The organism is Streptomyces sp. R28, assembly GCF_041052385.1.
Lineage (GTDB): Bacteria > Actinomycetota > Actinomycetes > Streptomycetales > Streptomycetaceae > Streptomyces.
The window spans coordinates 3,217,173-3,235,318 of the sequence record NZ_CP163439.1 but is presented as its reverse complement, the minus strand read 5'-3'; the positions used below and the strand labels follow the sequence as shown (position 1 = coordinate 3,235,318).

Annotated in this window: 19 protein-coding genes and 1 riboswitch; of the genes, 8 read left to right on the top strand and 11 right to left on the bottom strand. The window is 70.8% G+C overall.

Features of this window, described 5'->3' with window-relative positions:
- Nucleotides 1-189: 189 nt before the first annotated feature.
- Entirely contained in the window at nt 190-1,341 is a 1,152-nt protein-coding gene (locus tag AB5J49_RS14215) for a tryptophan dimethylallyltransferase family protein (protein WP_369168999.1), read from the top strand.
- Between the two features lie 90 nt (nt 1,342-1,431).
- Nucleotides 1,432-2,808, top strand: a complete 1,377-nt coding sequence (locus AB5J49_RS14210; RefSeq protein WP_369168998.1) for a tryptophanase — start codon at nt 1,432-1,434, stop codon at nt 2,806-2,808.
- Here AB5J49_RS14210 and AB5J49_RS14205 read toward each other — a convergent pair.
- The gene (locus tag AB5J49_RS14205; RefSeq protein ID WP_369168997.1) at nt 2,749-3,120 is read right to left on the bottom strand and encodes an ATP-binding protein; all 372 of its coding nucleotides are present in this window, start codon (nt 3,118-3,120) and stop codon (nt 2,749-2,751) included. The two genes, AB5J49_RS14210 and AB5J49_RS14205, sit on opposite strands and share 60 nt — an antisense overlap.
- A gap of 222 nt (nt 3,121-3,342) precedes the next feature.
- On the opposite strand from AB5J49_RS14205, the gene AB5J49_RS14200 reads away from it, so the two are divergent.
- Nucleotides 3,343-4,191, top strand: a complete 849-nt coding sequence (locus AB5J49_RS14200) for a helix-turn-helix domain-containing protein (protein WP_369168996.1) — start codon at nt 3,343-3,345, stop codon at nt 4,189-4,191.
- Nucleotides 4,151-4,432, top strand: coding sequence for a DUF397 domain-containing protein (locus tag AB5J49_RS14195; RefSeq protein ID WP_369168995.1), 282 nt, complete (start codon nt 4,151-4,153; stop codon nt 4,430-4,432). The genes AB5J49_RS14200 and AB5J49_RS14195 overlap by 41 nt, the downstream gene beginning before the upstream one ends.
- Here AB5J49_RS14195 and AB5J49_RS14190 read toward each other — a convergent pair.
- The gene (locus AB5J49_RS14190) at nt 4,416-5,585 is read right to left on the bottom strand and encodes a steroid 3-ketoacyl-CoA thiolase (RefSeq protein ID WP_369168994.1); all 1,170 of its coding nucleotides are present in this window, start codon (nt 5,583-5,585) and stop codon (nt 4,416-4,418) included. The genes AB5J49_RS14195 and AB5J49_RS14190 overlap by 17 nt on opposite strands.
- A 246-nt stretch (nt 5,586-5,831) precedes the next feature.
- On the opposite strand from AB5J49_RS14190, the gene AB5J49_RS14185 reads away from it, so the two are divergent.
- Nucleotides 5,832-7,067: a cytochrome P450 gene (locus AB5J49_RS14185; RefSeq protein ID WP_369168993.1), complete on the top strand. Its 1,236-nt coding sequence runs from the start codon at nt 5,832-5,834 to the stop codon at nt 7,065-7,067.
- A 151-nt stretch (nt 7,068-7,218) separates the two neighbouring features.
- Here AB5J49_RS14185 and AB5J49_RS14180 read toward each other — a convergent pair whose 3' ends face one another.
- From AB5J49_RS14180 to AB5J49_RS14155, 6 genes are all read right to left on the bottom strand, one after another.
- Nucleotides 7,219-7,635, bottom strand: coding sequence for a transglycosylase SLT domain-containing protein (locus AB5J49_RS14180; RefSeq protein WP_369168992.1), 417 nt, complete (start codon nt 7,633-7,635; stop codon nt 7,219-7,221).
- A 336-nt stretch (nt 7,636-7,971) separates the two neighbouring features.
- Nucleotides 7,972-8,802, bottom strand: coding sequence for an ECF transporter S component (locus AB5J49_RS14175; RefSeq protein ID WP_369168991.1), 831 nt, complete (start codon nt 8,800-8,802; stop codon nt 7,972-7,974).
- Nucleotides 8,799-10,478, bottom strand: a complete 1,680-nt coding sequence (locus AB5J49_RS14170) for an ABC transporter ATP-binding protein (RefSeq protein ID WP_369168990.1) — start codon at nt 10,476-10,478, stop codon at nt 8,799-8,801. Before AB5J49_RS14170 ends, AB5J49_RS14175 begins: the two co-directional genes overlap by 4 nt.
- Entirely contained in the window at nt 10,475-11,560 is a 1,086-nt protein-coding gene (locus tag AB5J49_RS14165) for a CbiQ family ECF transporter T component (protein ID WP_369168989.1), read from the bottom strand. The genes AB5J49_RS14170 and AB5J49_RS14165 overlap by 4 nt, the downstream gene beginning before the upstream one ends.
- Nucleotides 11,560-12,240 (bottom strand): SCO2322 family protein, encoded by a 681-nt coding sequence (locus AB5J49_RS14160; protein ID WP_369175129.1) that lies wholly within the window; start codon nt 12,238-12,240, stop codon nt 11,560-11,562. The genes AB5J49_RS14165 and AB5J49_RS14160 overlap by 1 nt, the downstream gene beginning before the upstream one ends.
- Before the next feature lie 2 nt (nt 12,241-12,242).
- On the bottom strand, nt 12,243-13,490 hold the full coding sequence (locus AB5J49_RS14155) for a prenyltransferase/squalene oxidase repeat-containing protein (protein ID WP_369168988.1): 1,248 nt from the start codon (nt 13,488-13,490) through the stop codon (nt 12,243-12,245).
- 119 nt (nt 13,491-13,609) lie between these two features.
- Nucleotides 13,610-13,759: riboswitch (cobalamin riboswitch) on the bottom strand.
- Between the two features lie 64 nt (nt 13,760-13,823).
- Here AB5J49_RS14155 and AB5J49_RS14150 point away from each other — a divergent pair.
- A complete protein-coding gene (locus tag AB5J49_RS14150; protein ID WP_369168987.1) occupies nt 13,824-14,477 on the top strand; it encodes a phosphotransferase in 654 nt (217 codons plus the stop codon).
- Here the strand turns inward: AB5J49_RS14150 and AB5J49_RS14145 are convergent.
- The 3 genes from AB5J49_RS14145 to AB5J49_RS14135 form a co-directional block, all read right to left on the bottom strand.
- Nucleotides 14,467-14,925, bottom strand: coding sequence for a nuclear transport factor 2 family protein (locus tag AB5J49_RS14145; RefSeq protein WP_369168986.1), 459 nt, complete (start codon nt 14,923-14,925; stop codon nt 14,467-14,469). The genes AB5J49_RS14150 and AB5J49_RS14145 overlap by 11 nt on opposite strands.
- 7 nt (nt 14,926-14,932) lie before the next feature.
- Nucleotides 14,933-15,961, bottom strand: a complete 1,029-nt coding sequence (locus tag AB5J49_RS14140) for an MBL fold metallo-hydrolase (protein WP_369168985.1) — start codon at nt 15,959-15,961, stop codon at nt 14,933-14,935.
- Between the two features lie 80 nt (nt 15,962-16,041).
- Nucleotides 16,042-16,299: a hypothetical protein gene (locus AB5J49_RS14135; RefSeq protein WP_369168984.1), complete on the bottom strand. Its 258-nt coding sequence runs from the start codon at nt 16,297-16,299 to the stop codon at nt 16,042-16,044.
- Nucleotides 16,300-16,448: 149 nt separating this feature from the next.
- Here AB5J49_RS14135 and AB5J49_RS14130 point away from each other — a divergent pair, with 149 nt between their 5' ends.
- Both AB5J49_RS14130 and AB5J49_RS14125 read left to right on the top strand, forming a co-directional pair.
- On the top strand, nt 16,449-17,906 hold the full coding sequence (locus AB5J49_RS14130; protein ID WP_369168983.1) for an aldehyde dehydrogenase: 1,458 nt from the start codon (nt 16,449-16,451) through the stop codon (nt 17,904-17,906).
- A gap of 3 nt (nt 17,907-17,909) precedes the next feature.
- On the top strand, nt 17,910-18,143 hold the full coding sequence (locus AB5J49_RS14125) for a ferredoxin (RefSeq protein ID WP_369168982.1): 234 nt from the start codon (nt 17,910-17,912) through the stop codon (nt 18,141-18,143).
- Nucleotides 18,144-18,146: the final 3 nt, after the last annotated feature.

The window sequence follows — 18,146 nt, the reverse complement described above, 5'->3', positions numbered from 1 at the left end:
AGGAGGGACAGTGGAGTCGAACACCGCTGCCGCTCGCACCCAGCGCTTCCGCACAGGTGTCGAACGTGGCCAGATGGAACGAATAGAAACGGAACGTACCGAAACGGAACGTACCGAAATAGAAGGGCCGAACGGTCGGATACCCGCCCTCACCGGCGGGTATCTTTTTGTCTCCGCCCAGGAGACCCGGTGAGTACCGCGAGTACGGCACCGGTCAGCGCGGCATTGGTCGGTGACGCGCCGGGCACAGACGTCTACAGCCTCACACTCGCCGACCACGTCGTCGGCCAACTCCTGCGCCTGGGCTCCGTCGCGGGACTGCCGGCCGCGGAGTCGGCGTTGTACGCGCACGTCGTACTCGAGTCTCTCGGGGATGTGCCCGGCCGCTCGCTGGCCCTCCCGCCTCCCTCGGGGAGTTTCGTCTCCGACGACCACACGCCGGTCGAGTTCTCCCTGGCCTTCCGGCCGGACGCGGCCCCCGGCCTGCGGGTTCTGGTGGAACCCGGCTGCGGCGCCGGCGACATGGCGGACAACGGGCGCCAAGGGCTGGCCGCCATCCGGGACATGGCCCGCCGCTGGGACTTCTCCACCGCCCAGCTGGACCGCATGGAGGACCTGTTCCTGCCCTCGTCCCCGCAGGGCTCCCTGGCCCTCTGGTACGCGCTGGAGTTACGCCCCGGCGGCGTCCCCGGGGTGAAGGTCTACCTGAATCCCGACGCGGCCGGACCCCAGCAGGCCGCGGCCACAGTGCGGGAAGCTCTGCACCGGCTCGGTCACCGGCAGGCGTTCAAGGCGCTCCCCGACACGACCGGTTACCCCTTTCTCGCCCTGGACCTCGGCGCTTGGGAAACTCCCCGCGTCAAGGTCTACACCGCACATCCCCACCTCGCCGCTCCCGAGGCCTACGCGCTGAACCGCGCACAGCCAGGCCCGGCACGAGAGGACGTGGAGGCCTTCTTCCACCTCGCCGCGGAAGGGTGCCTGCCCACCGGGCGGGGAAGCAGGTCCGCGCTACGACTGGCCAGGCGACCGGCGCTGACCTGCCACTCGTTCACCGACACCGCGACCGGCCGGCCGAGCGGCTTCACCCTGCACATCCCGGTCCGCGACTACGTCAGCGACGACGAAGAGGCACTGGCCCGCGCCACCGCCGCGCTGACCCACTTCGGCATGGACCCCTCGGTACTGCGCCGCGCCCTCACCGCCCTCACCACCCGGCAACTCTCCGACGGCGTCGGCCTCATCGCCTACCTGGCCCTGGCCTGCGAGCGCGACCGCAGCCCCCGCATCACCGCCTACCTCTCCTCGGAGGCGTACTCGGTGCGCCCGCCCAAGCATTGACCCGCGCAACGCCAGAAAGCACGCACCACCAGCAAGCAAGCAAGCAACCAAGCACCACCAGCAAGCACGCACCACCAGAAAGAAGGAGCCGTGGAGCCCTACCGGATCAAGGTCATCGAGCCCATTCCCCTCACGACCCCACAGCAGCGTGAGGAAGCCCTGCGACGGGTCTCCTACAACCTGTTCGACCTGCGCGCCGACGAAGTCACCATCGACCTGCTGAGCGACTCGGGCACCGGCGCGATCTCCGCGGCCCAGCTCGCCGCGGGCATGAACGGCGACGAGTCCTACGCCGGCTCCCGATCGTTCTACCGCTGGCGCGAAACGGTCAGCGAGCTCACCGGCTACCCGCACCTCCTGCCCGCCCACCAGGGACGCGCGGCCGAACGCATCCTGTTCACCTCACTCCTCACGCCGGGCAGCACGGTGGTGTCGAACACGCACTTCGACACCACCCGCGCCAATGTGGAGCTGGTCGGCGGCCAGGCCCGCGACCTTCCCTGCCCCGAAGCCAAGGACCTCGACAGCCCGCACCCCTTCAAGGGCAACATCGACCTGCAGGCACTCCGACAGGTACTGGGGAGCGCGCAGGACTCCCCCGTGGCAGCGGTGGTGATGACCATCACCAACAACGGCGGAGGCGGGCAGCCGGTCTCCATGGAGAACCTGCGGCAGACCGCCGACCTGTGCCGCCGCCACGGCGTCCCGATGATCCTGGATGCCGCGCGGTTCGCCGAGAACGCCTGGCTGGTGACCCGTCACGAACCCGGCTACCAGGACCGCACCCCCCGCCAGGTCGCCGAAGAGGCCTTCCGGCTGGCCGACGGGTGCATCATGAGCGCCAAGAAGGACGGCATCGTCCACATCGGAGGGTTCATCGGTCTCAAGGACCCCGAGCTCGCCCAGAAGTGCGAACGCCTCCTCATCGCAACCGAAGGCTTCGCCACCTACGGCGGCCTGGCCGGACGCGACCTGGACATGATGGCCCAAGGGCTGGTGGAGGTGACCGAGCCCTCCTACCTGGCGGAACGCGCCGACATCGCGGGCCACCTCGCCCAGCGCATCCGCGACGCGGGCGTCGACATCGTCGAACCGGCCGGCCTGCACGCCCTCTACCTCAACGCCGGAAGGCTCCTGCCCCACATACCGCCCCACCAGTACCCCGGCCACACGCTGGCCTGCCAGTTGTACCTGCGCGGCGGCATCCGCTCGGCGGAGTTGGGCTCCCTCTACCTCGGCGAGGAAGACGAACACGGCAACCCCGTCAAGTCGGCGCCCTATGAACTCGTACGGCTGGCGCTGCCCCGCCGGGTCTACACCCGCAGCCACTACGACCACGTCGCCCGGACCCTGGCGGACATAGCCAAGGATCCCAGCTCCGTGCACGGCTACCGCATTGTCGACCAGTCACCGATCCTCCGTCACTTCAGTATCAAGCTGGAACCGGTGAAGCCCGACGGGGTCTGACGGTACGCCGGTGAGCGCCGACCGTGTGGTTCCGCATTCGAACCACACGGTCTTGCCGCCGCCGGGTTCACGGTCCACGCCCCACTTGTCGACCACCGCGTCCAGCAGCAGCAGACCGCGACCGCATTCGGCGTCCGGTGACCAACCGGCAGGCAGAGCGGGCAGTTGACCGCAGGTGGCCGCCACCTCCACCCGCGCCCCCGCCGTCTGCCGCCGGATCAGCACCTCGCACCGCAGGTCCGGAACATGCCGTACGACATTGGCGACCAGCTCGGTCACGCCCAGCTCCACGGCGTCGGTCAGTTCGGGCATCGCCCACTCGTCGAGCAGTGAGCGCGCGATGGCGCGGATGTGCCGGGCCGAGTGTGTGCCGACGACGAGGCGCAGCCGGTACCGGGTGCGGAAGGGGGCCAGGGAGGTGGGGGGGAATGTATCGGTTCACGGTACTAGCCTGACCTCGCGCAACTACTCTGGGCTACGGAACAGATACAACCGGTCCGGAAGTGGGCCGAGTTGCGTGAGAGGGGGCTCTGCGTGACCCACATCAACACCCTCGACCCGGGCGCCTCGCCACTGGACTACTACGGCTTCGAGCTACGGCGGTACCGCGAGTCCGCCGACCTGACACAGAAGCAGCTCGGCAGCATCGTCTACTGCACGGGGTCGCTGGTCGGCCAGATCGAGACGGCACGGAAGCTGCCGACGCTGCAGTTCAGTGAGCGGGCGGATCTGGCGCTGGAGACGGGTGGGTTACTGGCTCGGCTGCATGAGCTGGTGATGCGTAGTCAGCTTCCGGCCTGGTTTCAGCAGGTGGCCGAGTTGGAGTCGCGGGCGACAGAGATCTGCACCTTCCAGATGGGCATGGTGCACGGTCTGCTCCAGACCCCCGAGTACGCGCGTGCCGTACTCGGCCTGCTGGACGACACGGACCTCGACGACCGCACCGCTGTACGACTCGCTCGCCAGCGCATCTTCGAGAAGGGGAAGCCCCCGGTCCTGTGGGCGATTCTCAGCGAAGCCGCCCTGCACCAGGAGATTGGCGGTCGCGAGACGATGCGCGGCCAACTTGCCCACCTGTTGTCGTTCGAGCGCAATCCTCGGATCAACATCCAGGTGCTGCCGTTCTCGGCCGGAGCGCACGCGGGGCTGACAGGCTCATTCAACCTCTACCGCTTCGAGAGCGATCCGGACATCGTCTATATGGAGGGCTACGGGAGCGGGCATCCAACCGCCAACCCGGACACCGTCAAGGACTGCTCGCTCCGTTACGATCACCTTCAGGCCGCCTCCCTCTCCCTCAGGGATTCGGCGGAGCTGATCCGACGCGTGATGGAGGAACGCTATGGAGAGCAACCCGATCCCGACGGGGACTCGGTGGCGTAAGTCCAGCCACAGCGGAGACCAGGGCGGCGAGTGCGTCGAATGCGCGCCGCTCGGGGCCCTGGCCTGGCGTAAGTCTTCGTACAGCAGTGACCAGGGTGGCGATTGCGTCGAGATAGCCGAAACCCCTCACGCCACCCTCGTCATCCGCGACTCCAAGAACCCGGCGGGACCGACCCTCACCCTCGACCCCGCCGCGTTCACCACCTTCGTGACCTGGGCCTCGGCTACAGCCGCTGAATAATCGTGCCGGTGGCCAAGCCACCCCCCGCACACATCGTCACCAGCGCGAACTCCTTGTCCGCCCGCTCCAGTTCATGAAGTGCGGTCGTGATCAGCCGGGCCCCGGTGGCCCCCACCGGGTGCCCGAGCGCAATCCCACCGCCGTTCACGTTCACCTTCTCCAGGTCCTGGTCGAAGACCTGCGCCCAGCTCAACACCACGGACGCGAAAGCCTCGTTGATCTCGACGAGGTCGATGTCCTTCAGGGACATCCCGGCCTTCCCCAGCACCGCCTTCGTCGCGTCGATCGGCCCGTCGAGGTGGAAGTGCGGGTCGGCGCCCACCAGCGCCTGGGCCACGATCCGTGCCCTCGGCTTCAGCTTCAGCGCACGCGCCATCCGCTTCGACGCCCACATGATGGCCGACGCACCGTCGCTGATCTGCGACGAGTTGCCCGCCGTATGAACGGCCGTCGGCATGACCGGCTTCAGGCCGGCCAGCGCCTCCATGGACGTGTCGCGCAGGCCCTCGTCCTTGTCGACCAGCCGCCACATGCCCTGTCCGGCGCCCTGTTCCTCCTCGGTCGTCGGGACCTGGACGGCGAAGGTCTCCCTCTTGAACCGCTCCTCGGCCCAGGCGGCGGCGGCCCGTTCCTGGGAGAGCAGCCCCAGTGAGTCGACGTTCTCCCTCGTCAGCCCCCGATGGCGGGCGATCCGCTCCGCCGCCTCGAACTGGTTCGGCAGATCGACGTTCCACTCGTCCGGAAACGGCTTCCCGGGCCCGTGCTTGGACCCCGACCCCAGCGGCACCCGCGACATCGCCTCGACGCCGCAGCTGATGCCGACGTCGATGACGCCCGCCGCGATCATGTTGGCCGTCATGTGCGAGGCCTGCTGCGAGGACCCGCACTGGCAGTCGACCGTCGTCGCCGCCGTCTCGTACGGCAGGCCCATGGTCAGCCAGGCCGTGCGCGCGGGGTTCATGGACTGTTCGCCGGCGTGGGTCACGGTGCCGCCGACGATCTGCTCCACGGCGTCGGCGGGGATGCCGGTGCGGCCCAGGAGTTCGCGGTAGGTCTCGCCCAGGAGATAGGCGGGGTGGAGGTTGGCGAGCGCGCCGCCGCGCTTGCCGATGGGGGTGCGTACGGCTTCGACGATCACGGGTTCGGCAGCCATGGGTGCGGATCCTCTCGGCTCTCCGGCAATCCTCCAGAACTAGTACGTGTTCTAGTTCCCTTCGCAGTCTGCTGACGGGTCGTCGCTCACCGCAAGGGTCTTGCAGGCCCCGGAGTCGTGATCTGCGGAGATCTGCACGAATTCCGCACGGGATTCGGGGTGCCGTACCCCTTGCCACTTGTAGAACCCGTTACTACCTTCGCGGCAACCCTGTTCTGATGGACCGTCAGATGGCTGGAGTTGCCGATGCCCTGTCCAGCGCTTCCCGACGGGTTCGACTTCACCGACCCCGATGTGCTGCACCACCGCGTACCCCTCCCGGAGTTCGCCGAGCTGCGCCGCGCCGAACCGGTCCGCTGGATCCCGCAGGCGGACAACGTGGCCGGGTTCCAGGACGAGGGCTACTGGGCGGTGACCCGGCACGCGGACGTCAAGTACGTCTCGACGCACCCGGAGTTGTTCTCGTCCACCCTCAACACCGCGATCATCCGCTTCAACGAACACATCGAGCGCGATGCCATCGATGCCCAGCGGCTGATCCTGCTGAACATGGACCCGCCCGAGCACACCCGGGTCCGCCAGATCGTCCAGCGCGTCTTCACCCCGCGTGCCATCCGCGCCCTGGAGGAACGCCTGCGGGCGCGGGCGCGGGCGATCGCCGCGAACGCCCGGGAGCACCCCGGCCCCTTCGACTTCGTCACCGAGGTCGCCTGCGAACTGCCCCTCCAGGCCATCGCCGAGCTCATCGGTATCCCGCAGGACGACCGGGCCAAGATCTTCGACTGGTCCAACAAGATGATCTCGTACGACGATCCCGAGTACGCCATCACGGAGGAGGTCGGGCAGGAGTCGGCCACCGAACTCATCTCGTACGCGATGAACATGGCCGCCGACCGCAAGGAGTGCCCGGCGAAGGACATCGTCACGACGCTGGTCGCGGCCGAGGACGAGGGCAGCCTCCGCTCGGACGAGTTCGGGTTCTTCGTGCTGATGCTGGCCGTGGCCGGCAACGAGACCACCCGTAACGCCATCACCCACGGCATGCACGCCTTCCTCACTCACCCCGAGCAGTGGGAGCTGTACAAGAGGGAGCGTCCCGCCACGGCGGCGGAGGAGATCGTGCGCTGGGCGACCCCGGTGGTCTCCTTCCAGCGCACGGCGACGCAGGACACGGAGCTGGGCGGCAAGCAGATCAAGAAGGGTGAGCGGGTCGGCATCTTCTACGCCTCCGCCAACCACGACCCCGACGTCTTCGAGAACCCGGGCACCTTCGACATCACCCGCGACCCCAACCCCCATCTGGGCTTCGGTGGCGGCGGCCCCCACTACTGCCTCGGCAAGTCCCTGGCGGTCCTGGAGATCGACCTCATCTTCAACGCCGTGGCCGACGCCCTGCCCGGCCTGCGGCTGGTCGGTGACCCCCGCCGACTGCGCTCCGCGTGGATCAACGGCGTGAAGGAACTGCGGGTCAGCACCGTCTGACCCGTCCCGAGGGAGGCAGGAGCACCCCTTTTCCCTACGCCCCGTTCCTGCCTCCCCCGAGACTTTCCGCGGACGGCGGGCCGGGCATGGCGAAGGCGGCGGCCCCGGGGATCGGGGGCCGCCGCCTTCGGTTCTGTCTGGCGGTGTCGGCTCAGTACCAGCCGTTCGACTGCCAGAAGTTCCAGGCGCCGCACGGGCTGCCGTAGCGGTCCTTCATGTAGTCCACGCCCCACTTGATCTGGGTGGCCGGGTTGGTCTTCCAGTCGGAGCCGGCGGAGGCCATCTTGTTGCCGGGCAGGGCCTGGACGAGGCCGTAGGCGCCGCTGGAGGCGTTCGTGGCGTTGATGTTCCAGTCGCTCTCGTGGTCGACGATCTTGGAGAAGCACTGGTACTGGGCCGAGTCCGAGATCATCTTCTTCGCGATCTGCTGCGCCGAGCCGGCCTCGGTCGTCGCGGCCTGCGCGGGCGCGGCGGCGAACAGGGTGCCGGCGGTGGCGGCGGCCAGGGCGGCACCGGTGAGGGCCTTCTTCGGGGCGGAGATGCGGCGGAAGGAGGAAATCACGGACACAGGGAGCCTTTCTTCGGGGACAGTGCGCCGCGGGCATGCCGGAACCACGCGAAGCGAGGCGGGGGGCGTGCGTCGGCGCCGCGGCCCTGAGGGCACGTCGGCGCCGTGCGACGTCATCCAGAGAAGCAGGCTGGGAAGGTGTCCGCAATGAGCCTGTTTGCTAGTTGTAGTCGTATGTGGGGTGAAGGTCGTTTGTGTGACGTGGCTCTCAATGTGCAGGTCAGCGGCCGAATCGACGCGTACATGGCATCCGATTTGTCCGACTAAGACGGATCGTAGGTGATCCGGGTCATGTGGGGTGGTTCACCGGGGCGCTGACGGTCCGCGCGCGGGCCCTCACCCTGCGGGAGCGTCGAATGTGACCGGGCTCTCGAAGGCCGCCCGGCGCGTGGCCCGGCGCAGCGCCTTGAGGATCGCCGGACCGAGCGTGAGGCTGAGAACGACGGTGACGACCGCCCGGCCGAGGTCCCAGCCGAGCGAGGTGGCCAGGCAGTACGCGACGAAGCGGGCGAGGTTGGCCAGGGGCCCGGCCTGCGGGTCGGGGGCGAGCGGCGTGACGTCCGGGTCGAAGTAGGGCCAGCCCTGCATGTTCATCACCGTGCCGTAGGCGAAGGCGGCGAGGAAGCCGTAGCCGGCCAGCAGGAGCAGCTCACCGCGGCCGCGCAGGCGGTCCGGTCCCGGCAGCAGCCCGGCGCCCATCGTGAACCAGCCCATCGACAGCATCTGGAACGGCAGCCACGGCCCCACCCCGCCCGTGAGCAGGGCGGACGCGAACATCGTCACCGCGCCGAGAACGAAGCCGAAGCCCGGGCCGAGGACCCGGCCGCTGAGCACCATCAGGAAGAACATCGGCTCGATACCGGCCGTTCCGGCGCCGAGGGGGCGCAGGGCGGCGCCGGTCGCCGCCAGCACGCCCAGCATCGCCACCGCCTTCGGGCCGAGCCCGGACTCGGCGATCGTCGCGGCCACGACGGCCACCAGCAGGAGAAGCAGGCCGGTGAACAGCCAGGGCGCGTCCTGCGCGTGCGCGCTCACCTGCGAGGCGGGCGGGGAGAGGAAGGGCCAGCCGACCGCGGCCACGCCGACCGCGCTGACCAGGACGAGGGCGGCGATGGAGCGGGGTCCCAGGCGGACGGCTCGGGCCTGACGAGTGGAGCGGCCGGTCATGCGAGGGCCTCCCTCACCTCGGCGACCGTGAGCCACTTCTGCGGGGCCAGGATCTTGGCCACCTGGGGGGCGAAGGACGGCGAGGCGACCACTACGTCCGCTGCCGGGCCGTCCGCTATCACCTCGCCGTCGGCGAGGAGCACGACCCGGTGGGCGAGTTCGGCGGCCAGCTCCACGTCGTGCGTGGCCAGGACGATCGCGTGCCCCTCGGCGGCGAGGCCGCGCAGAAGGGTGAGCAGGCGGGCCTTGGCCGCGTAGTCGAGGCCTCGGGTCGGTTCGTCGAGGAGGAGGAGGGAAGGGCGTGCGGTCAGGACCACCGCCAGGGCGAGCGTCAGACGCTGGCCCTCGGAGAGGTCGCGCGGGTGGGTGTCGTCAGAGATGTCCGGGAGGAGCTCGGAGACGAGGGCGCGACAGGTGCCGGGCGCGGCGGCCACGTCGGCGTCGGCGGTTGTGCACTCGGCGGCGACCGTGTCGGCGTAGAGGAGGTCGCGGGGTTCCTGCGGGACCAGGCCGACGGCTCCGCCGAGGGTGACCGAGCCGACGGAGGGGTCGATGAGGCCGACCAGGGTGTTGAGGAGGGTGGATTTGCCGGCGCCGTTGCGGCCCATGACGGCGATGGTTTCGCCGGGGGTGACGGTGAGGTCTACGTGGCGTAGGGCCTGGACGCGGTCGCGGGTTACGGCGAGGGCTTTTACTTCGGCGGCGTAGGGCGAGGGTTGTGTGGGGGTGCCCCTGCGCTTGAACCATCGGCGGTGAGTGGGTTTTTCGCCCAATAGCTCGGGGGGAGCGGGTTGCGGGCGGCTGCCGGTTCGTTGTGGCTGGTCGCGCAGTTCCCCGCACCCCTGGGGGTTGTCGTCCCGCTCCTCAAGTTGTTGCCGCAGGGCTGTCGCCCGTCGCCGGGCGTCTCGGACCGTCAGCGGCAAGGGAGTCCAGCCCGCCAGGCGGCCCAGACCTACGACCGGGGGATACACCGGCGACACGGCCATCACCTCCGCCGGGGTGCCCAGGATCGGGGCCTCGCCCGGTGCGGGCAGCAGTACGACCTGGTCGGCGTACTGGATGACCCGTTCCAGGCGGTGTTCGGCCATCAGGACCGTCGTGCCGAGGTCGTGGACCAGGCGTTGGAGGACCGCGAGGACCTCTTCCGCGGCGGCCGGGTCGAGGGCCGAGGTGGGCTCGTCGAGGATCAGCGCCCTGGGGTGCGGGGTGAGTACCGAGCCGATCGCGACGCGTTGCTGCTGGCCGCCGGAGAGGGTGGCGATGGAGCGGGCGCGCAGGTCGGCCAGGCCCAGCAGGTCGAGGGTCTCCTCGACGCGGCGGCGCATGACGTCCGGGGCGAGGCCCAGCGACTCCATGCCGTAGGCCAGTTCGTCCTCGACGGTGTCGGTCACGAAGTGGGAGAGGGGATCCTGCCCCACCGTGCCCACCACGTCGGCGAGTTCACGCGGCTTGTGCGTGCGGGTGTCGCGGCCGGCCACCGTGACGCGGCCGCGCAGGGTGCCGCCGGTGAAGTGCGGGACGAGCCCGCTCACCGCGCCGATGACGGTGGACTTGCCGACGCCCGACGGGCCGACGAGCAGCACCAGTTCGCCCTCCGGGACCTCGAAGTCCACGCCCTGGACGGCGGGTTCGGCGGCGCCGTCGTACGTCACGGAGACGTTCTCGAAGCGGATCACGACGGCTCCTTGAGGGCGGGATGTCGGGGTGCGGGGCTGATGAAGGCGGGGAGCAGGCCGAGGAGGACGGCCGCCGCGGGCCACAAGGGGAGGGCGGGGGCGACGAGGGGGACCACGCCGGGGTGCAGGGCCGCCGGGTCGCGGGCGGCGGCTAGGGCCAGCAGGGCGGCGACGGCCACGCCGGAACCGGTGACCAGCCAGGCGCGCGCGTCCCAGCGGTCCGGGCGGTAACGGGTGCGCAGGGAGCGGCGACCGCCCAGACGCAGCCCCGCGAGCGCGGCGGCGAGTCCGGCGAGGAGGACCGGGAGGCCGTATGTGCCGCCCTCGGCGGTCAGCACTCCGTACGTTCCCGCGCAGACGCCGAGCAGGCCGCCGAGGGTGAGCGCGGTGGTCGTACGGCGGACGCGGGGCGGGACGTCGGCGCTGCGGCCGTAGCCGCGGGCGTGCATCGCGGCGGCGAGGGCGACCGAGCGCTCCAACGCGCTCTCCAGGACCGGGAGTCCGACGTGCAGGAGGCCGCGGATACCCGTGTCGGGACGGCCCCGCAGACGGCGGGCGGCACGCAGGCGCTGGACGTCGGCGATCAGGTGGGGGGCGTAGGTGAGGGCCACGACCACCGCCACGCCCATCTCGTAGAGGGCGCCGGGCAGGGACTTGAGGAGGCGGGCGGGGTTGGCCAGGGAGTTCGCCGCGCCCACGCAGATGAGGAGGGTGGCCAGCCGCAGGCCGTCGTAGAGGGCGAACAGGAGGGTCTCGACGGTGACCCTGCCGCCCAGGCGGATGCCCTGCGCCCAGTGCGGGAGGGGGAGTTCGGGGAGGGTGACGATCACATGCGTGCCGGGGATGGGGGAGCCGAGGGCCACCGCGAAGACGAGGCGGATGAGGAGAACGGCCAGGGCGAGCTTGACGAAGGCCGTGTAGGAGCGGGCCCAGGGGGCGTCGGGGCGGCAGGTCGCCACCACGTAGGCGGACGTTGCTATGAGGAGGGTGAGCAGGAGGGGGTTGGTGGTGCGGGTGGCCGCGGTACCGAGGGAGAGGGACCAGAGCCACCAGGCGCCGGGGTGCAGCTGTGGCCCGGCCATCACGTCCGCCGCCGCCGTGCCTGCCAGGCCGCTGCCGCTCCGAGTACGGCCACTACGGCGATCCCCGCCACCAGCCCCAGCGACGGCCCCTCGTCCGACGTCCCTCGCTTCTCGGCGGCCGTCTCCTCGGCGGTCGTCTCGTCAGCGGTCGCCTTCTCCGTGGCCGTCGGCTTCTCGCCCCCGGCCACCTGCTCCCCGCACCCCTTCTCCGGATACCCCGAGATCGCGCACAACAGGGCGTTCGTGTCGTACCGCAGGGGCTTGGCCACCGCCGCCAGGGCCTCCGCCGTGGTCGCGTCCGGCGCCACCCGCGCGCATGCCGTACGGCGGTTCGGCGGGGTCTCGCCCGACGGGGCGTCCGCTGCCGTACCGAAGTCGACGACCAGGGCCACCCGCTTCTCGCCGTCCTGCGCGGGCGTCCTCGCGCAGATCACCGCGAACGCGGCGGCGCCCCTCGGCTGCGCCGCGTCCTTGGAGTCCTCGCTCACCGCGAAGCGGAAGCCCTGGACGTCGCCGTCGGAGGGGCGGGCGAGGGAGGGCCCCTGGGTGGCGTAGATCCAGCTGTCGCCGTCGCGGTCCCAGAAGGACCAGTAGCGGTAGCCCGTCGCGTGGGCGGCCTGGGCCACGCCGGTCAGCAGGAGCAGCGCGGCCAGGAGGAGGGGGAAAGCGCGGCGGATCACGGTCACTTGCCCTTGTTGCGACCGCTGATCAGGAAGCCAACGCCGATGCCCGCGACCAGGCCGACGCCGACGATCCACCACACGCTGACGCCGCCGTTGTCGTCGTCCTCCTGCTCCGAGGCCTTCGCCGACGCGGTGCCCGGTCCGCCCGCCGCCGACTGGGGTGCCGGGCCCGTCGCGTTGAGCTGCTCGACGAGGTCCGTGCCGCCGAAGTCACGCGGGTCGGTGCCGGTCGCGTGGGCGGCGAGGATCAGCTGGGCGTAGGCGGCGGGGCCGCTCTTGGCCGCCCACTGGGCGGAGTTCCGCTCCAGCCACCGCAGTGGCTTTCGCGCGGCCTCGGCACTGCCCTGCGCGGCGAGTGCCACGACCGCGTCGGCGGTGTTGCCGTAGTCGGGCTGGTCCTCGGCACCCGGCATCGCGGACGTCAGGTGGCCGTCCTTCGCCAACGCCTGCGCGAGGTAGGCGGCGCCGTTCGCCGCGGCCTGCTCCGGGGTGCGGTCGCCGGCGTCGGTGCAGTCGGCGCTCGCCGGCTTGCCCGCCTCGACCGGCATCCCCTTGCCCAGCGCGCCCAGCACCGCCGCCGCCGTGGCGTCCGCGTTGGCCGACAGCGCGCCCTTCTTGTCGGGCTGGAAGGCGAAGGCGCCCGCCCCGTCGCCGTCGCACGGCAACGCCAGCTTCAACAGGGCGTCGTAAGGCGACTTGCCGCCCTTCCCGCCCTTGCCGCCCTTCACGACCTCCGCCGGCTTCTCGCCCACCGAGGCCAGCGCACCGATCACGACCGACGTCGAGTTCGCGTCGCTCGCCCCGCCCGCCGCGTAACCCCAGCCGCCGTCCTTGTTCTGGACCGACTTCAGCCAGGACACCGCCTTGCCGGTCGCGGTGTCGTGCCCGCCGAGCGCGGCCAGCGCCTGTACGGCGGCCGCCGTGCTGTTGGTGTCGATCATGGTCTTCGCGTCGCAGGCCGTACTCGTGTCCGCGCGGTACGGCGCGAAGGCTCCGTTCGCGCACTGCTGGCCCAGCAGCCAGTCCACCGACTTCGACGCCGGCTTCACCGCGACCGTGTCCTGCGCGAGCAGCGCGAGGGACTGGCGCCAGACACCGTCGTACGTGGGGTCCGTGCCGCCGTACAGCGCGGCGGGGAACGCCTGCGACGGCGATGCGGAGGGGGTCGGGTCGGCGGCTACGGCGGGCGCGGCCGCGCCGATCACGACGGTGGCGGCCAGGACCGCGGCGCTGCGGCGGACGTACATGATCGGCGGGTGCCCTTCCCTAGGGGGAACCGGGCAGCACAGGGGAGACCCCCCCGGGCGGCTCGGCTCCGTATACCTCGACGGTGCCGTGCTCCGGCCGGCTGCCGGGACACGTGAGCCGGTCACGAATCCGTACGGGGCGATCCGGCTCACCGGCCTTCGACGACCGGTTTACGGTTGCGGGTCAGCGCCGGATTTGCACCGGCTTCCCCCTGTACGGGTGTGATGACGACGCCGTCACTCTACCGGCCCGTAGGGGAACGGCTGAGGGGAGGCTGTGCGCGGGGATAGGTTCGGCGCATGGGGAGCATGGGGAGCACGGGGAGGGCGAGCATGGGGATCACCGGGAGGGCCGGACGGCTGCTCGGGTCGGGGCGCGCGTCCGACGTGTACGAGATCGACGAGGCGTGGGTGCTGCGGCACGACCGGGAGGGCTACAGCGACTCACTCGCCGAGGCCGCACTGATGGAGCGGCTGCGCGCGCACGGCTACCCGGTGCCCCGTGTACGGATCGCCGAGTCCGCGCGCTCCGAGCTGGTCATGGAGCGCCTGTACGGCCCGACGATGCTGGAGGCCTTCCTCGCCGGGCGGATCGACGCGTGCGAGTGCGGGGACATCCTGGCCCGCCTCCTGCGGCAACTGCACGCCGTCCCCGGCCGCGTGGTCCACCTGGACCTGCACCCGGAGAACGTGATGCTCACGCCCGACGGCCCCTACGTCATCGACTGGGCCAACGCGGAGGAAGGCGACCCCGGCCTGGACTGGGGCATGTCCGCGATGATCCTCGCGCAGGTGGCGCTGGCCGACGAGCAGTTGGCCGCGCCCGTCCGCGCGACGCTCACCGCCCTCCTCGCCGACCCCTCCGACCTCACCGAGGACGGCCTCACCGAGGCCCGGCGCCGACGCGCCGCCAACCCGACGATGACTGATCGCGAGGTCGAAGTGCTCGGTGAGGCCGAGGAGTTGATCCGGTCCCTCATGGCCTAGGCGGGCGTGGGGTCGGCCCACCGAAGGCCAGATGCAGGACCCGGGCGGACAGCAGCCAGGTGCCGTCCGGCGACCTGCGGAACGCGTCCTCGTAGTGGCCCACCTGGACCGGGGGCCCCGGCGGGATCAGATCGCCCTCGTGGCCGTCGACGCGGTACGTCGTGAAGTACGAGGTCGCCGTCGCGGTGCCGGGGGACGTCACCGTGACGAGGATGTTGGACATCAGCCGGCGCGAGAGACGGTCGGCGGGACGGGAGCCGAAGTACGCGCGCAACGCGTCCCGCCCCGACACGAGCCGCTCGCCCGCCGGCCACTCCCAGGTGCCGTCCTCGGTGAACAGCTCGGCGACGGAGGACGGTTCGCCGAGGTCGAGGCGGTGGGCGAAGTCGACGACGATGCGCTTGCAGGCGCGTTCGGCGAGAAGGTGCTCCATGGGCGTGTACTCCATGGCTGTATTAGACCGTCACGTACGACACCGGCTCGCTCCCCGCCACCGCCTCCGCCCGCCCCAGCTTCACCAGTCGTCGCAGATGGGCCTCGGCCTCCGCGATCGCGATGTTCCTTGAGCCGTAGGGGATTTGGTCCCACGGGCGGTTCCACTCCATGCGTTCCGCGAGCTGCCAGGGGGTGAGGGGTTCGGCGAGGAGGGTCAGGAGGTCGGTGAGGCGGGACTCGTGGTGGGTCAGCAACTCCCGTACGCGGGCGGGGGCGTCGGTGAACGTGTGCTGGTGGGCCGGGAGGACCTCGGCGGGGGCGAGGCCGGCGACGCGTTCGAGGGAGGCGAGGTAGTCGCCGAGGGGGTCGGTGACGGTGGTGTCGTCGGGGTCCTCGTACAGGCCGATGTGCGGGGTGATCCCGGGGAGCAGGTGGTCGCCGGAGAACAGGCGGCCGTGGCCCGGGAGTCGGGCCGGATGCTCCTCCTCCAGGTGCAGGCAGACATGGCCGGGGGTGTGGCCCGGGGTCCAGATCGCGCGCAGGCGGCGGCCGGGGAGGTCGAGGAGGTCGCCGGGGACGATCTCGCGGTCGGGGGCGGCGGGGGAGAAGCCGGGCAGGGTGCTCCGGCGGCGGGCGGTGCGCAGGGGGGACACGTGGGCGTCGGGGGCGCCGGCCGCGGTGAGCTTGTCCGCCATGTAGGAGAACCAGCGCTCCGGCCGGGTCGCGCGGGTGCGCCGTACGATCGCCGCGTCCGCCGCGTGCATCGCGATCCAGGCGCCGGAGGCCTCACGCACCTTGCCGGACAGGCCGTGGTGGTCGGGGTGGTGATGGGTGATCACCACGCCATGGATCTCGTCGGGCGCGGTCCCGCACGCCGCGAGTCCCTCCGCGAGGGTGTCCCAGGAGGCCGGGTCGTCCCAGCCGGTGTCGACGAGGACCGGGCCGCGGTCGGTGTCGACGACGTACACGAGGGTGTGGCCGAGCGGGTTGTCCGGGATGGGGACTCTGATGGACTTCACGCCGCCGCCGTGGTCGTACACCGTCGCCATGGGCTCCCCTATCGCCGCGACATGTTCCGGCCGACCCGGTCACTATAACTAGAACGAGTTTCGATAGGAGCCCGAGTCATCTACCAACAGCGCGGCGCGAGCGAGGAAGGGAAGTGCTCGCAGGGATCCCGGACCGGCATCTCGGCGGGCTCGGCCCGTCTGATGCGCTCGGGGGTCCAGTACTTCCTGATCTCCTCGGGGCTCTTCGTCTCCCGATGCACCGAAACCCCGTTGCCACGCTTCACGTCGTTCCAGGACGACCCCATCCACACGGCGCCGCTGACGGCCACCGTCATGGCCGAGGCGAACGCCGCCCAGTGACGTCTGCTCGCTGCCATCGCCACATCCCTCCCCGCCCCCGTCCCCGGTCAGCGTAGGCGTGAGGTGTGTGCGGTCCGTGGACTCCTCCGGGTGGAACTGGTATCAGTTTCTGAAACAGCGTCAGAAACCAAGGTAACCCGCTCCAGCTCCGCAGGAGGCGTCGGCCATGACCGAGCTCGTGGAACACGGACAGCTGTTCATCGGCGGGGAGTTGACCGATCCCCTGGGCAAGGACGTCATCGAGGTGATCTCGCCGCACTCGGAGGAGGTCATCGGACGCGTGCCGCACGCCTCGCCGGCCGACGTCGACCGGGCGGTCGCGGTGGCGCGGAAGGCGTTCGACGAGGGGCCCTGGCCGCGGATGAGCCTCGACGAGCGGATCGAGGTCGTCACCCGCATCAAGGACGGGATCGCCGTGCGGCACGAGGAGATCGCCCGCGTGATCTCCTCCGAGAACGGCTCCCCGTACTCCTGGAGCGTCCTCGCGCAGGCGCTCGGCGCGATGATGGTGTGGGACGCGGCGATCACGGTCGCGCGCAACTTCACGTACGAGGAACAGCGCGACGGCGTGCTGGGGAAGATCCTCGTGCGGCGTGAGCCGGTCGGGGTCGTGGCGGCCGTCGCCCCCTGGAACGTCCCGCAGTTCGTCGCCGCCGCCAAGCTCGCGCCCGCGCTGCTCACCGGCTGCACCGTGGTGCTCAAGCCGTCGCCGGAGTCGCCGCTCGACGCGTACCTCCTGGCGGAGATCGCGAAGGACGCCGGGCTGCCGGAGGGTGTGCTGTCGATCCTCCCGGCGGACCGCGAGGTGAGCGAGTACCTGGTCGGGCACCCGCGGATCGACAAGGTCTCCTTCACCGGCTCGGTGGCGGCCGGCAAGCGCGTGATGGAGGTCGCGGCCCGCAACCTCACCCGCGTGACGCTGGAGCTGGGCGGCAAGTCGGCGGCCGTGGTCCTCCCGGACGCGGACGTCGAGGCCACGGTCGCCGGTGTCGTCCCGGCGGCCTGGATGAACAACGGCCAGGCGTGCGTGGCCCAGACCCGCATCCTCCTGCCCCGCTCCCGCTACGACGAGTTCGCCGAGGCCTTCGCCGCGGAGGCGGGCGCGCTGGTGGTCGGCGACCCGCTGGACCCGGCGACCCAGGTGGGCCCGCTGGTGGCGCAGCGGCAGCAGCGCAGGAACCTCGACTACATCCGGATCGGGCAGGAGGAGGGCGCGAAGATCCTGACGGGCGGCGGGCGTCCGGCGGGCCTGGAGCGGGGCTGGTACGTCGAGCCGACACTCTTCGGGGACGTCGACAACTCGATGCGGATCGCACGCGAGGAGATCTTCGGCCCGGTGATCTGCCTGCTTCCCTACGGCGACGAGTCCGAGGCCGTGAAGATCGCCAACGACTCCGACTACGGCCTGAGCGGCAGCGTCTGGACGGCCGACACCGCGCACGGCATCGAGGTCGCCCGCCAGGTCCGTACCGGCACGTACTCGGTGAACACCTTCAGCCTGGACATGCTGGGCCCGTTCGGCGGCTACAAGAACTCCGGGCTGGGACGCGAATTCGGTCCCGAGGGCTACGGCGAATACCTGGAGCACAAGATGATCCACCTCCCGGCGGGCTGGGAGGCGTAGGGGATGGGCGACCGCTGGCACGTCGAGGTCGACCGGTCGGTGTGCATCGGCTCGGCCCAGTGCGTCCACCACGCGCCCGACGGCTTCCACCTCGACACCGGCCGGCAGTCCCATCCGGCCGACCCCGAGGCCGACGCGAACGAGAAGATCCTTGCCGCGGCGGAGAGCTGCCCGGTGGAGGCGATCGTGATCACGCTGCTGGGGAGCGGGGAGCCGGTATTCCCTCCGGAGGAATAGCGC

Coding starts and splice junctions, on each gene's coding strand:
- AB5J49_RS14205 (WP_369168997.1), bottom strand. CDS start 3,120: ATGCCCGAACTGACCGACGCCGTGGAGCTGGGCGTGACCGAGCTGGTC.
- AB5J49_RS14195 (WP_369168995.1), top strand. CDS start 4,151: ATGGAGAGCAACCCGATCCCGACGGGGACTCGGTGGCGTAAGTCCAGC.
- AB5J49_RS14190 (WP_369168994.1), bottom strand. CDS start 5,585: ATGGCTGCCGAACCCGTGATCGTCGAAGCCGTACGCACCCCCATCGGC.
- AB5J49_RS14185 (WP_369168993.1), top strand. CDS start 5,832: ATGCCCTGTCCAGCGCTTCCCGACGGGTTCGACTTCACCGACCCCGAT.
- AB5J49_RS14175 (WP_369168991.1), bottom strand. CDS start 8,802: ATGACCGGCCGCTCCACTCGTCAGGCCCGAGCCGTCCGCCTGGGACCC.
- AB5J49_RS14165 (WP_369168989.1), bottom strand. CDS start 11,560: ATGGCCGGGCCACAGCTGCACCCCGGCGCCTGGTGGCTCTGGTCCCTC.
- AB5J49_RS14155 (WP_369168988.1), bottom strand. CDS start 13,490: ATGTACGTCCGCCGCAGCGCCGCGGTCCTGGCCGCCACCGTCGTGATC.
- AB5J49_RS14150 (WP_369168987.1), top strand. CDS start 13,824: ATGGGGATCACCGGGAGGGCCGGACGGCTGCTCGGGTCGGGGCGCGCG.
- AB5J49_RS14145 (WP_369168986.1), bottom strand. CDS start 14,925: ATGGAGTACACGCCCATGGAGCACCTTCTCGCCGAACGCGCCTGCAAG.
- AB5J49_RS14140 (WP_369168985.1), bottom strand. CDS start 15,961: ATGGCGACGGTGTACGACCACGGCGGCGGCGTGAAGTCCATCAGAGTC.
- AB5J49_RS14135 (WP_369168984.1), bottom strand. CDS start 16,299: ATGGCAGCGAGCAGACGTCACTGGGCGGCGTTCGCCTCGGCCATGACG.
- AB5J49_RS14130 (WP_369168983.1), top strand. CDS start 16,449: ATGACCGAGCTCGTGGAACACGGACAGCTGTTCATCGGCGGGGAGTTG.
- AB5J49_RS14125 (WP_369168982.1), top strand. CDS start 17,910: ATGGGCGACCGCTGGCACGTCGAGGTCGACCGGTCGGTGTGCATCGGC.